The sequence below is a fragment of the Glycomyces harbinensis genome, assembly GCF_900101745.1.
Classification (GTDB): domain Bacteria; phylum Actinomycetota; class Actinomycetes; order Mycobacteriales; family Micromonosporaceae; genus Glycomyces; species Glycomyces harbinensis.
This window is the reverse complement of sequence record NZ_FNAD01000017.1, coordinates 146,133-158,157: the sequence shown is the minus strand read 5'-3', so window position 1 is coordinate 158,157 and position 12,025 is coordinate 146,133. Positions and strand designations below refer to the sequence as shown.

The window sequence follows — 12,025 nt, the reverse complement described above, 5'->3', positions numbered from 1 at the left end:
CCGCGCTCAACGCCGTCGCCTTCCTCTTGGCGGGCTTCGCCTTCTGGCGGCTGCGCGGCGACTACACCACCGCCCCGGCCAAGACGGACAAGCCCTCCGGCAGCATCCGCGCCGACATCCGCGAAGGCGCCGCGTGGGCGATGCGCCACCGGGTCGTGCGACTGCTCATCGCCCTCAGCGGCATCGCCAGCGTCGCCTACATGATCCCGTTCTCCTACCTCGTCCTCTACGCACAAAAGGAGCTGGGACTCGACGGGACCGGCTACGGCCTGCTCCTCGCCTTCTCCGCCCTGGGAGGACTGCTGGGCAGCTTCATCGCGACCAGGCTGCGCAAGCGGATCGGCTACGGCTGGTCCATCGTCGCCGCACTCGCCACCGGCGCCGTCTCGTTCGCCGTCATCTCGCTGACGACCGACATCGTCGTCGTGGCGATCGCACTCGCCGTCTACATCGCGCACGCGGTCGTCTGGAACATCATGGCCACCACCGTGCGCCAGCGGGCCACCCCCGACGCGATGATGGGACGGGTCGGCTCCCTGGGCGGTTTCGTCGGCCTGATCGGCCTCGCCCTCGGCGCCGGTGCGGGCGGCCTGCTCGCCTCCGCACTCGGCTACCGGACACCGTTCGCGATCGCCGGCGCGGTCTTCGCCGCCGCCGCTATCCTCTGCCTCGTCTCCATCCGCAGCCTCCACGAATGGGAAGACAACGAAGCACACGCGGCGATGTCGCAGGTGAACTAGCTCCGGGGAGGGCCGGAGCCCAGGCCCGCCACCACGCGGCCCGTTTCGCTGCGCGCCTTGACGTAGGGGCTCACCGCCAGGAGGCCGGATTGTCGGCCGATCAGGCGGTGAAGTCGAACTCGCCGTCTTTGGCCCCGGCGAGGAAGGCATCCCACTCGGCGCGGGTGTAGACGATGACCGAGCCTTGGGGGTGATGGGAGTGGCGCACCGCGACCCGGCCCGAGCCGTCTGCCAGCGCCCCGGCCTCAACACAGCTGCCACCGTTACTGCTGCTGCGCGAGCTGATCTTCCAGTGAACCCCGGCCAGCTCTTGGGGTGAGAGCTCCTGCACGGTGCCGGTGATCTTCACTTGGTCTCCTTCAGGATGGTCTTAATGAGCGCAGCCGACCGCTTCGGGTCGAGCGCAGCCTTACTCACATCCTGCCACGCAAATTCGAACCGATCCACATCCGGTGATTCGACAAAGAGTGCCCCTCCGAGCGTTTCGACGTACGCGACATCCGTGAACTGCTCGGGCATCACGAAGAGCTCGAAACTGCCCAGATGTCCGCTGTGCGGTCCGTGCGCTGTCGGCAGGACTCGGACCTCGATGTTCTTCCGCTCGCCAAGGTCCAGCAGATACTTCAGCTGCTCGTCCATCACCGCAGCCCCGCCGATCGGCCTGTGCAGCACAGGCTCCTCGATCACCATCGTGTACCGGAGGGCTCCGTCGCCGGCGAGGATCGCCTGTCTCCCAAGTCGGAGGTCTACCCATCTCTGGATCTGTTCCTCCCCCGCGCCTTCCTCGGCTTTACGGATCACGGTCTCCGCGTAGGCGCGGGTCTGCAACAAGCCATGGATCACCATGTTCTGGTAGGTGCAGAGTCCATCTGTCCGCGATTCCAGCCAGGGCAGGTCGATAAAGTCCTTGGTGACCTCTTTCTTGTATGGGTCCCACCAGCCCTTGCGCCACACGTCCTCGCACAGTTCGAGCAGAGTCTCGCGGGTCTTCTTGTCCTCGACCCCGTAGTAGGTGAGCAGCGCGTACACATCCGCCCGTCGGATCGGGTAGTCGCCGGTCTCGTAGCGCCCCACCACTGAGCGGTCCCGCTGAAGGAACTCGGCCACTTCCACAGTCGAGATGGCTGCGGCTTCCCGAAGACCGCGGAGGCGCTCGCCAAGCCATCGGGATCGGAGGCTACTTCCGGGGCCTTTGGGCCGTCCGCGTCCTGCCATCGCGCTACCTCCATCACTCGTTCGAGTTTCAGCGCCAACTTTTTTAGACGAAATGTGTTTCGAAGCTTGCGCTAGAACCATGGTTATGTCAATCTACCATTGGGCGTGGCGATAGTCACGGATGAAGTGAGTGAGTGTCGGACTCGCGGCCCAGAGAAACCGGCCGGGGCGGTCAGAAGGTTGGTAGCCAGATCCGCCCCGGCCTTGAAACAACGGAGGTAAATCCGTGTCCAGACCCATTGTCGCGCACACGCCCGACAATCCCAACCGCGAAAGCCGCGGAGGCGACCCACTCGTTCGGGGGACCTTCGCGGACCACCACAGCAGCTTCACCGTCCGGGCCTCCAGCGCGAGCGCGCCGGACTCGTTTCAGGTCTCGATCGCCGGCAACCCGGCCGACCTGGTCCTGATCGTCTCGGGCCTGAACACCGGGCACCTGCACGCCACCTGGGGACGGGAATGGCGGGCCTACGCGCCAGACTGGAAGATGTGGTTCGAGGACTCGGCCTTCAAGGTCTTCTACAACGGCCACGCCCTCGACAACCGTCCCCGGCCCGGGTCGGCGAGGCAGTGCGATGGCTGAACTGCACTCGGACGACGACGGCTGGCTCGGCGACTTCCACCGCGGCCCGGCCGTGTTCTCGGTCCATCGCGTACTCGACGGCGCGTATCCGCTCGCACCGACCCAGTACCGCATCGCATGCAACGACGGTGCGGGTCCGCGCGAGATCTGCCGGTTCCTCGGCGAGGCCGACACGGACCCGGAATGGTTCGGCAGATGGCAGGGCGACGAATGGTGCCCCTGGATCCTCGAACGGGCGAACCGGCTCATCGACGCGCCCGAGCGCGGCTGAATCCTCATCTGCCCTGCGGTCCCCCAGGGCCGCAACGAGAGCGAAGGCCGTCTCCTCGATAGAGGAGGCGGCCTTCTCGTACGGCGAACCGAACTCGGCGCGCTACTTGATGGCGCCGGCGGTCAGGCCGGCCTGGATCTGGCGCTGGAAGATCACGTAGGCGACGAAGATCGGGATCATCGCGAGCACGGTGCCGGCGAACAGGGCGCCCGCGTCGCCTTCGTAGCCCTGGCGCAGTGCGAGGTTGGCCAGGCCCTGGGAGATGACCGCGTCCTCGGGGTTGCGGCCGAGCAGGACCAGCGGCAGCAGGAACTGGTTCCACTGGCCGATGATGTTGAAGATGGTGATCGCGATGAGGCCGGGCTTGGCCATCGGGAGCATCACCTGGAAGAACAGCCGGTAGTGCCCCGCACCGTCCACGATCGCCGCCTCCGCGACCCCCGTTGGCAGCGTTTTGAAGAACGCGGTCAGGAAGAACACGGTGAACGGCAGCGAATAGGCGATGTAGACGAGGATGAGCCCCGCGTACGTGTTCAGCAGCGACACGTTCTGGAGCGTTTTGAACAGCGGGAACAGCGCCAGGAACACCGGGAACATCATCCCGGCTGCGAAGCCGAAGTAGACGATGCGGTTCCCGAAGAACTCGTAGCGGGCCAGCACGTACGCGGCCATGGCGCCCAGGAGCATCGTGCCGCTGACGCTGAAGACCATGACCTGGATGGTGTTGAGGAAGTAGTCGCCGATGTTCCCGTTGGTCCAGGCGTTCGCGTAGTTGTCCCAGTTCAGGGCCGCAGGCAGCCCCAGCGGGTCGGAGGCGATCTCGCGGGAGGTCTTGAACGAGGTCACGACGATCCAGGCCACCGGGATGATGACCATGAGCGCCCACAGCCACAGGAAGCCGTGCGAGAAGACGTTGAAGACGGCGCCTTCGCGCCTCGGTGCGGGGTCCCCGCCGCCGCGGGCGGGCGCGCGCTCGGGGGTGGTGGTCTCGGTTGCCATGTCGCTCCTAGTACTCGATGCGCTCGCGGGGACCGAACCGCAGCGAGACGACCGCCAGGGTCAGTGCGGCGAAGAACAGGACCACGCCGATCGCGGAGGCGAAGGCCTGCTCGCCGTCGTTGAACGCGTATTTCCAGATGACGCCGCCGACCACTTCGCTCGCCGCGTCGGGGCCGCCGCGTTCGGGCGTCATCATGTACACCAGGACGAACACGTCCAGGGCCACGATGGACAGGTAGATCCACGCGGTCTGGACCGAGTCCCACAGCAGCGGCAGCGTGATCTTGAAGAACATCTGGAACCGCCCGGCGCCGTCGATGATCCCCGCCTCGTAGAGGTCGCGCGGGATCGACGCCATCGCCGAGGAGAAGAACACCAGGTAGAACCCAACGGCGCTCCATACCAGGACGCCGATCACCGCCGCGAGCACGAAGCGCTTGTCCGCCAGGAACCCGTTGGCGGGCGCGGGAAGCCCGACCGCGGTGAGCGCCCCGGTGATGAGACCGCCGAAGTTCTCGGGCGCGTACACCTGCTTCCACAGGATGCCGATGATCGCCACCGACAGCACCTGCGGGAAGAAGAAGACGATCTTGTGGAAGCGGGAGCCGCGCACGCCCTCGATGCGGCCCTGGCGGCTGCGGCCGCCGAGGTTGAGCATGAACGCGAAGAACAGGCCCAGCGCGATCGTCACGACCGGGAGCACCACGAGGATGATCCCGGTGTGCTGCAAGGCCGGGATGACGAGCCGGTCGTCCTTGAACAGGTTCGCGTAGTTGTCGAACCCGATGTAGTTGAACGTGTTGGTCGAACCCGACCAGTCGGTGAGGGAGATCTGGAAGGCCTGGGCGAATGGCAGGATCACCAGCCAGGCGTAGAGCCCCACCGGCAGTGCCAGGAAACTCAGGATGAACGGGTACCTGCCGTGCTTCACCGCCCAGGCCCTCCTCTCTTGTCGCGGATCGCGGAACGGTACGGCTAGTCCTCGTGCGTGAACTTCTCGATGGTGTCGTCGGCGGCGACCTCGTCCGCGACGCTCTGCATCCGGTCGAGGAATTCCTGAGCGGTGGTCTCGGCGTTGATGAGCTGGCCCAGCGCCGGCCGCATCTCGTCGTCCATCTTCTTGTACCAGTAGCGGAACTGCGGCTGGAACATGTCCTCCGGGTTCTGCACGAGCGCGTCGGTCATCCTCGCGGTCTCGTTCTCCAGCTCGACGCCCTTGACGATGGTGGCGGCCGAGACGGCGTCGCTGAAGATCTGCGAGCCCTCCTGGGAGAGCATGATCCGCAGGTACTCGTATGCGCCCGCGAGGTTGGTCGCGTTCTTGGGCACCACGAACGGCTCGTCGCCGCCCGCGCTGATCAGGCCCGGCTGAACGCTGCCCTCGAGGTAGGGCACGCCCATCGGGGCGTACTCGAAGCCCTCGGGGGCGATGGCCTTCTGCTCGTTGGGCAGCCAGGAGCCACAGGGCAGGAACGCGGCCTCGTTGTTGTTGAAGGCCGTCTGCGACTGGATGTGGTCGATGCCGGCGCTGCCTGAGAGCAGGTAGCCGGAGTCGCCGAGGTTGCGCAGCGCCTCGGCGGCGGCCACGAGGGACGGGTTGCTCCAGGCGTCGGCCACGAGGTTGTCGATGTCCTTGAGGACCTGCACGCCGCCGTGGCGGCCGGCGAGCATGAGGTACATGTCGTAGAGGTACACCGGGTGCTGGCCCGCGTAGGTCCACGGCGCGATCCCGGCCGCCTGGATGGTCGGGCACAGGGCGATCATCTCGTCCCAGGTCGTCGGCGGGGTCCAGCCCTGGTCGCGGAACAGCTTGGCGTCGTACCAGATCGTCCAGGCGTTGAACACGTAGTTCAGCGCGTAGACCTTGCCGTTGAAAGTGCCGGCCTTGAGGACCCCCTCGCGGAGGGTGTCGCCGACGGTGACCTCGGGATCGTCGTAGGAGGGCGCGTCGAGCAGCGGGGTGAGCTCCGCCAGCTCCCCGTCGCTCACCAGAGAGTCCATCGGGAGCTGGCTCGCGCCGGAGTTGTCGAGCACGTCGGCGGGCTTGCCTTCGGCGAAGCGCGGCTGCTGGGTCTCGCCGATCTGCTGGGTCGCGAGGGACGTGATCTCGGCGTCCGGGAAGGCCTCGTTGTACATCGCCTGGTGGGCGACGGCGTACTCCTGGCCGAAGCCGCCGTCGAAGATGACGACGTCCAGGGGCGCGGAGCCGTCGACGCCGAACGGGTTCTCCGCGTCGTCGCCTACGGTGACCTCGTCGGCCTCGTCGTCGCCGCCGCTGGTCGCGCACGCGCCCAGGGAGGTCGCCGCGAGGCCCGCGGCGGTGGCGCCGAAGAGGTTGCGGCGGGTGAAGATGGCCTGCCGGTCGGCGGGTGTGATGGTCATGGTCGCTCCTTCAAAGGGGGTAACAAAGGTTGGGCGGGACCGAGCTGTCGACGGTATGGGGGTCAGCCCGCTCCGGTCCGCACTTCTCGGGTCGGCCGATGGCCGCCCACGGCTCTGGCCCGGGACTCCAGGGCTTCCCGGGCTTCGGGGAAGCGCCGCTGCGCCACGGCGATGTGGACCAGGTCGGCAACGAGCAGCGCGGAGTGCCGGGACGCCAGGAGGTCCGCGCGGTGGCTCGTGCGGCGGGAGGCCGAGCGCAGGCAGACGTCGGCGACCTCGGCCAGTATCGCCTCGGGGCTGGCGGTGAGCGCCACGGTGAACGCGCCGCGGCTGCTGGCCTCGCTGAGCATCTCTATGGTCTCGGCGGTGGTACCCGAATGCGAGACCGCCAGGGCCACATCGCCCTCGCCGAGGAGCGCGGCGCTGGCGAGGGCGTCGTGGACCTCGGTCCAGACCCAGGCGGCGACGCCGGTGCGGTAGAAGCCCATCTGCAGTTCGCGGGCGACGGTGGCGCTGTTGCCGACGCCGTAGACGTCGACGCGGCGGGCCACCGCGACGCGGGCGGCGACGCGTTCGACGGCGTCGAGGTCGAGGGTGCCGACGGTGTCGCGGAGCATCGCGGCGTCGATGGTGATGAGCTGCTTGAGAACTTGCTCCAGCGGGTCGTCGGGGGCGATCTCCTGCCCGATGTTGACGTCCCATCCGGTCTCGTGCCTGGCAGAGGCCCTTCCGGTCTCGGTGGCGATCGCTACGCGCAGGGCCGCGTAACCGTCGTATCCGAGGTGGCGGCAGAATCGGGTGATGGTTCCCGGGGAGGTACCGGAGAGCTCGGCGAGGTCCATGATCGTGGCCCGCGCGGCGGCTTCGGGGTCGGCCAGCACTTGGTCGGCCACTTTGGACATGGCATCGGACAGTTCGTTCGCGCCGTGGCGGATCCGTTCGAGGACTCCGGCCTCGGCGTTCGCTGCGGGCGCGTCGGTCCTGGTGCGGTCCATGGGCGACCCCTTCGGGAGGTGGATGCAAGAAAAACTATTACCTCTGCCACACTCGTGTCAAGTTTGTGAGAATTATTTTTACTGATTTGCACCCAGGACGGATACTGCCGGTAGCGCAAGGAGCGAGGAACCCCTACATGCACGCACGACTCGCCGTCGGTCTCGACGCCGGCGGCACCAGCAGCCGCGCCGTCCTCATCGACGAGACCGGCGCGGTGCTCGGCACCGGCGCCTCCGGCCCGGCCAACCCGGTCGGCGGCGACCGGGAGATCGCGCTGTCCAACATGGCCCTGGCGTTCCAGCGGGCGCTCGGGGGCATCGACCCGACCGAGGTCGGCGCGGTCTGCGTCGGCACCGCCGGCGCGCTGTCGCTCACCGAGGAGGTGCGCCACCTGTCGGCGGACCTCAAACGGCGCTTCGCGACCGCATGCGAGGTCGAGGTGGTCTCGGACGCGGTCATCGCGTTCGCGGCGGGCTCGTCCGCCACGGACGGCACCGTGGTCGTCTCGGGCACCGGCGCCGTCGCCTTCGCGATCAGGGACCGGACCCCGGCCCTGCGCTCGGACGGGTACGGCTGGCTGTTCGGCGACTCGGGCTCGGGATTCTGGCTCGGGCGCGAAGCGGTGCGGGCCGCGCTGCGCCACATCGACGGCAACGGCCCCGGCGGCCGGCTCGTGGAGGCCATCATCGCCGCGATCGCGCCGGACAAGCGGCGCTCGGGAGCGCTGGTGGCGAAGTGCATGGCGGATCCGCCGGTGCGCTTGGCGCGCTTCGCGGCCCTCGTGTGCGAGGCCGCCGACGGCGGCGACCCGGTGGCCGAATCGATCGTGGCCAGGGCCGTGGGGCACCTCGCGGAGTCCGTGTCGTACGTGGTCGACCGGGAGCTGCCGATCGTGATGGCGGGCAGCCTGCTGACGCGGCCCACGCCCATCGCGGCGCTGCTCCAGGAGCGGTTCCGGCTGGTGTACCCGAAGGCGGGCATCAGCAAGGCGACCGACCCGGCGATCGGCGCGGCCTGGATGGCCGCGAGCGAATTCGTGACCGACCCCGAGGCGAAGGCGAGGCTCCACCGCCAACTCGCCTGGCGCTGAGCACGGACGCACGAGCGGCATAGCGCTCAACCACCCCATTCGCCCCCGAATCACCCCGGCTGTCACACCCCCGAGGCACCCTTGATTCGGGGGCGGTTCACGGCCCGAATGCGCGTCAGCGTGCCCGCATTCCGGCGCACGCCGAACCAGGGGCGTTCCGGCGCGCCGCGAGCCCGGCGCCGTGCCCGCCCGCAATCCGGTACTCCCCGAGCCCGGCGCCGCGGCCGCCCGCCAATGTCGTACCCCGGGGGCACTGTTGATTCGGGGGCGGCTCGCAGCCCCGATCCGCTTCAGCGTGCCCGCAGGCCGCCGCCGGCCCTAGGCCGCGGCCTCCGTCAGCGCCCCCGCGAGCCTTCCCTCGGCGCGGCCCAGCCGCTCCTCGGCCTCCTCCGCGCCGACGCCCAGCTCGAGCATCACCACCGCCGTCTTCACCCGGTTGCCCGAGGCCGCGAGCGCGGCCTCGGCCGCCTCCGGCCCGGCCCCGGTGATCTCCCGGATCATCCGCACCGCGCGCACCGCCAGCTTCGAGTTCGCGACCCGCATGTCCACCATGTAGTTCCGGTAGACCTTCCCGAGCCGCACCATGCTGATCGTCGAGATCATGTTGAGCACGAACTTCTGCGCCGTCCCCGACTTCAACCGCGTCGAGCCGGCCACCACCTCGGGCCCCACCGCGACCTCGATCCGGAACTCGGCCGCCTCCGACAGCACCGTCCCGGTGTTGCACGAGAAGCCCACCGTCAGCGCCCCGCGCCGCCGCGCCTCCTCGACCGCGGCCACCACGAACGGCGTCCGCCCGCTCGCCGCCAGCCCGACCACCGCGTCACCCGGGCCGATCCCCTCGGCCGCCATCGCCGCCGCACCCGCGGCCGCGTCGTCCTCGGTGCCCTCCACCGCGCCGCCCTCGGCGGCCTTGCCGCCCGCCAGGACCGCCTTCACCAGCTCGGGGTCGGTCGAGAACGTCGGCGGGCACTCGGCCGCGTCCATCACCGCCATCCGCCCGGCCGTCCCGGCCCCCACGTACCGCAGCCGCCCGCCCTTGACGAGGCGGTCGGCCACCGCGTCGATCGCGGCCGCGACGTCGGGGAGGACCGCCGCCACCGCGGCGGACACGCTCCCGTCGGCCTCGTTCATGGTCCGGGCCAGGTCCAGGGTCGAGAGGCGCTCGATGCCCGCATAGCGGGGATCGGCCTGTTCGGTTGCCAGCATTGCCAGATGGGCGCGCGCCTGCAGGCGCTCGGTCGACTCACTCACAGTTGCGAGCGTAGCGCAATGAAGTAAAATTTCACCCAGCTGATCCCAGGTGAAGAATCGCGCCGCACCGTGGCGGGGCCGCGCCGGGTGTACGGTGTCGTCATGCCTGCCAGCCGCGCCGACACGCCCAATCTCCTGGTGCTCATCAAGTCCGTCCTGCCTTCGCTCTCCAAGGCCGAGACGAAGGTCGCACAAGAGATCATCCGCGAGCCCGAGGACGCCTCGACCCGCACCATCACCGAACTCGCCCGCGCCGCCGGCACCTCCGAGGCCACCGTCGTGCGCTTCTGCCGCTCGCTCGGACTCACCGGCCACCGCGAGCTGCGCATGCGCGCCGCCCAGGCCGTCATCGGCACCGGCGAGGGACCCGACCGCGAGATCGCCGGCGGCGACATCCCCACCGGCGCCGACATGTCTCGCATCATCGCCACCGTCAGCTACGCCGACGTCGGCGCCATCAAGGACACCGCGAACGCGCTCGACACCGCCGCCTGCGAAGCCGCCGTCAACGCCCTCGCCGCGGCCGGCCGCATCGACGTGTTCGGCGTCGAGGCCTCCGGGATCGTCGCCGCCGACCTCGTGAAGAAGCTCCACCGCATCGGCTGCATGGCCTTCTCCTGGCCCGACGTGCACGCCGCGCTCGTGGCCACCGCGCTGGCGGGCCCCAAGGACGTCGCGGTCGCGATCTCGCATTCGGGCGCGACCACCGAGACCGTCGAGTTCCTCGAATCGGCCCGCGACCGGGAGGCGGTGACCATCGCGATCACGAACCACGCCCGGTCGCCGCTGGCGCAGGCCGCGGACCTCGTGCTGACCACCGCGGCCCGCGAGACGACGTTCCGCTCGGGCGCCACCGTCAGCCGCATCGCGCAGCTCATGGTCGTCGACTGCCTGTTCGTCGGCGTCGCGGCCAAGCAGCGCAAGCGCTCGGCGAAGGCCCTCGCGGCGACGGCCGCGGCGGTCTCGGGCCGCCAGCGGGCCTAGCCGCCGCGCGACCCGCCCGTGCGGCTCACCAGTCGCGTGCCGCGCCGACCTCCTCGCGCAGTCGCGGGAGCATGTCGTGGAAGATCCCCGGGCACAGCGTCGAGCTGAAGTCCATGTGCCCGTAGATCTCCGCCGAGTCGATCCCGTACTGCTCGCATGCGAAGGCGCACAGGGTCACCAGGGACTCCCACTGCGGGCCGGTCGGCTCGGCGCCGTCGTGGTAGGACCCCTCGTTCGAGATCCCGAGCGCCTGCGAGTTCTGCCCCGAGGTGTGGATGCCCTGGATGAAGCGCCCGCCGTCGAGCAGCGCCGCCTTGCTTCCGGTGGTGCCCTCGGTGATCCAGCCGCCGCGGCTGACCACGAAGTTGTAGCCCGAGTCGCGCCAGCCGTTGCCGTCCATGTGCAGGTCCTGCACCCACTGCGCGTGGAAGTGCGCCTGCGCGCGCGAGAAGTCCGCGGTGTTCGCCGAGACCGTGTGGTGCACGATGAGCTTGTTCGGGCTGCCCGTGATGACGGGGTTGGTGCCGTTCGGCGGCCGCGCGCCCCACGCGGCGGTCGAGTCGACGTCGGGTTCGACCGCACTGGTCTCGACCGGGTCGGCGTTCGCGGTCGCGCCGAACGCGGCGGCGCCGGCGGCCCCGAGGAGTCCAGTCGCGCCGGTCCCCAGCAGGATCCGGCGGCGGATGCGGTGGTCGTGGTGGTCCATGCCTGCCTCCAGACGCGGCGGTGCGGGGGCCGGGCCGGTCGGGCCCGGCCCCCGCACCGCCGGCCGTGCTAGGTGTTGTTCGCGAGCGCCAGCAATCGGTCGCGCGCGCCGTTGAAGTAGTTGCGGTCGACGTTCCCGGCGATGCCCGAGACCGATCCGGTCGAGGTGTACTGCCAGCACGTCCAGGTGGTGCTGGACCAGCCCGCCGGCAGGTTCGGGGCCGAGACGCCCCAGTGCGCCACCCACAGGGGACTCTTGGAGGCCATACCCGTCCACGAGCCGGTGCACTGGTTCCACCACGACGCGGTCGTGTAGATGACCGGGTCGCGGCCGGTCCTGGACTTGTACGTGTTGTAGAAGTCCGTGATCCAGTTGCGCATCCCGGTGGTCGACAGGCCGTAGCAGGTCGCCCCCGTGGGCGGGCCCTCGATGTCGAGCGCGCCGGGCAGGGTGAGGTTGTCGGCCGACCAGGCGCCGCCGTTGCTGGCGAAGAAGTTCGCCTGCACCGCGCCGCTGGAGGCGTTCGGCCGGGCGAAGTGGTACGCCCCGCGGATCACCCCGGCCGCGTGGGCGGCCGGGTAGTTGACGTTGAACCGGGGGTCCTTATAGGAGGTTCCCTCGGTGGCCTTGATGTAGGCCCACTGGACGCCGGCGTTGCGCACCGAGGTCCAGTTGATCGAGCCCTGGTAGTGCGAGACGTCGATGCCGGCGACGCGCGTCTGCGCCTGCGCCGGGCTCGCGACCGCGAGCCCGGCCGCAGTGAGGACGGTCGCCGCGATCAGGACGACGGCGGCGCGGAAACCGC

14 protein-coding genes are annotated in these 12,025 nt (G+C 69.4%); 5 read left to right on the top strand and 9 right to left on the bottom strand.

Features of this window, described 5'->3' with window-relative positions; genetic code table 11:
* On the top strand, window positions 1-740 hold a 740-nt coding region (locus tag BLQ63_RS22855; protein ID WP_143015052.1), incomplete at its 5' end, for an MFS transporter.
* Window positions 741-840: 100 nt separating this feature from the next.
* Here BLQ63_RS22855 and BLQ63_RS22850 read toward each other — a convergent pair.
* Complete coding sequence (locus tag BLQ63_RS22850; RefSeq protein ID WP_091039840.1) at window positions 841-1,089, bottom strand: DUF397 domain-containing protein; 249 nt, start codon at window positions 1,087-1,089, stop codon at window positions 841-843.
* Window positions 1,086-1,955, bottom strand: coding sequence for a helix-turn-helix domain-containing protein (locus tag BLQ63_RS22845; protein ID WP_177155068.1), 870 nt, complete (start codon window positions 1,953-1,955; stop codon window positions 1,086-1,088). Before BLQ63_RS22845 ends, BLQ63_RS22850 begins: the two co-directional genes overlap by 4 nt.
* Window positions 1,956-2,181: 226 nt before the next feature.
* Here BLQ63_RS22845 and BLQ63_RS22840 point away from each other — a divergent pair, with 226 nt between their 5' ends.
* Window positions 2,182-2,538: a hypothetical protein gene (locus BLQ63_RS22840; RefSeq protein ID WP_091039838.1), complete on the top strand. Its 357-nt coding sequence runs from the start codon at window positions 2,182-2,184 to the stop codon at window positions 2,536-2,538.
* Window positions 2,531-2,809: a hypothetical protein gene (locus BLQ63_RS22835; protein ID WP_091039837.1), complete on the top strand. Its 279-nt coding sequence runs from the start codon at window positions 2,531-2,533 to the stop codon at window positions 2,807-2,809. Before BLQ63_RS22840 ends, BLQ63_RS22835 begins: the two co-directional genes overlap by 8 nt.
* Window positions 2,810-2,911: 102 nt before the next feature.
* On the opposite strand, the gene BLQ63_RS22830 is transcribed toward BLQ63_RS22835, so the two are convergent.
* The 4 genes from BLQ63_RS22830 to BLQ63_RS22815 all read right to left on the bottom strand — a co-directional run bounded on the left by BLQ63_RS22830 (window position 2,912) and on the right by BLQ63_RS22815 (window position 7,185).
* Window positions 2,912-3,808, bottom strand: a complete 897-nt coding sequence (locus tag BLQ63_RS22830; RefSeq protein ID WP_091039836.1) for a carbohydrate ABC transporter permease — start codon at window positions 3,806-3,808, stop codon at window positions 2,912-2,914.
* 7 nt (window positions 3,809-3,815) lie between these two features.
* Window positions 3,816-4,739: a carbohydrate ABC transporter permease gene (locus BLQ63_RS22825; RefSeq protein ID WP_091039835.1), complete on the bottom strand. Its 924-nt coding sequence runs from the start codon at window positions 4,737-4,739 to the stop codon at window positions 3,816-3,818.
* A 44-nt stretch (window positions 4,740-4,783) separates the two neighbouring features.
* Window positions 4,784-6,190, bottom strand: coding sequence for an N-acetylglucosamine/diacetylchitobiose ABC transporter substrate-binding protein (ngcE, locus tag BLQ63_RS22820; protein ID WP_091039834.1), 1,407 nt, complete (start codon window positions 6,188-6,190; stop codon window positions 4,784-4,786).
* 62 nt (window positions 6,191-6,252) lie between these two features.
* Window positions 6,253-7,185 (bottom strand): MurR/RpiR family transcriptional regulator, encoded by a 933-nt coding sequence (locus tag BLQ63_RS22815; protein WP_091039833.1) that lies wholly within the window; start codon window positions 7,183-7,185, stop codon window positions 6,253-6,255.
* Between the two features lie 137 nt (window positions 7,186-7,322).
* Between BLQ63_RS22815 and BLQ63_RS22810 the strand changes: the two genes are divergently transcribed.
* A complete protein-coding gene (locus tag BLQ63_RS22810) occupies window positions 7,323-8,276 on the top strand; it encodes an N-acetylglucosamine kinase (RefSeq protein WP_091039832.1) in 954 nt (317 codons plus the stop codon).
* A 318-nt stretch (window positions 8,277-8,594) separates the two neighbouring features.
* On the opposite strand, the gene murQ is transcribed toward BLQ63_RS22810, so the two are convergent.
* Window positions 8,595-9,530 carry an N-acetylmuramic acid 6-phosphate etherase gene (murQ, locus tag BLQ63_RS22805; RefSeq protein ID WP_245681062.1) on the bottom strand — a complete coding sequence of 312 codons (936 nt, stop codon included), beginning with the start codon at window positions 9,528-9,530 and terminating at the stop codon, window positions 8,595-8,597.
* Window positions 9,531-9,632: 102 nt separating this feature from the next.
* Here murQ and BLQ63_RS22800 point away from each other — a divergent pair, with 102 nt between their 5' ends.
* Window positions 9,633-10,514 carry a MurR/RpiR family transcriptional regulator gene (locus BLQ63_RS22800; protein ID WP_091039850.1) on the top strand — a complete coding sequence of 294 codons (882 nt, stop codon included), beginning with the start codon at window positions 9,633-9,635 and terminating at the stop codon, window positions 10,512-10,514.
* Between the two features lie 25 nt (window positions 10,515-10,539).
* On the opposite strand, the gene BLQ63_RS22795 is transcribed toward BLQ63_RS22800, so the two are convergent.
* Window positions 10,540-11,220, bottom strand: a complete 681-nt coding sequence (locus tag BLQ63_RS22795; RefSeq protein ID WP_091039830.1) for a peptidoglycan recognition protein family protein — start codon at window positions 11,218-11,220, stop codon at window positions 10,540-10,542.
* Between the two features lie 68 nt (window positions 11,221-11,288).
* Window positions 11,289-12,002: a GH25 family lysozyme gene (locus BLQ63_RS22790; protein WP_290428000.1), complete on the bottom strand. Its 714-nt coding sequence runs from the start codon at window positions 12,000-12,002 to the stop codon at window positions 11,289-11,291.
* Between the last annotated feature and the right edge of the window lie 23 nt (window positions 12,003-12,025).

What these genes read in the sequence shown, in the direction of transcription:
- BLQ63_RS22845 (WP_177155068.1), bottom strand. Translation starts at nt 1,955, where the DNA reads ATGGCAGGACGCGGACGGCCCAAAGGCCCCGGAAGTAGCCTCCGATCC.
- BLQ63_RS22835 (WP_091039837.1), top strand. Translation starts at nt 2,531, where the DNA reads ATGGCTGAACTGCACTCGGACGACGACGGCTGGCTCGGCGACTTCCAC.
- BLQ63_RS22830 (WP_091039836.1), bottom strand. Translation starts at nt 3,808, where the DNA reads ATGGCAACCGAGACCACCACCCCCGAGCGCGCGCCCGCCCGCGGCGGC.
- ngcE (WP_091039834.1), bottom strand. Translation starts at nt 6,190, where the DNA reads ATGACCATCACACCCGCCGACCGGCAGGCCATCTTCACCCGCCGCAAC.
- BLQ63_RS22815 (WP_091039833.1), bottom strand. Translation starts at nt 7,185, where the DNA reads ATGGACCGCACCAGGACCGACGCGCCCGCAGCGAACGCCGAGGCCGGA.
- BLQ63_RS22810 (WP_091039832.1), top strand. Translation starts at nt 7,323, where the DNA reads ATGCACGCACGACTCGCCGTCGGTCTCGACGCCGGCGGCACCAGCAGC.
- BLQ63_RS22800 (WP_091039850.1), top strand. Translation starts at nt 9,633, where the DNA reads ATGCCTGCCAGCCGCGCCGACACGCCCAATCTCCTGGTGCTCATCAAG.
- BLQ63_RS22795 (WP_091039830.1), bottom strand. Translation starts at nt 11,220, where the DNA reads ATGGACCACCACGACCACCGCATCCGCCGCCGGATCCTGCTGGGGACC.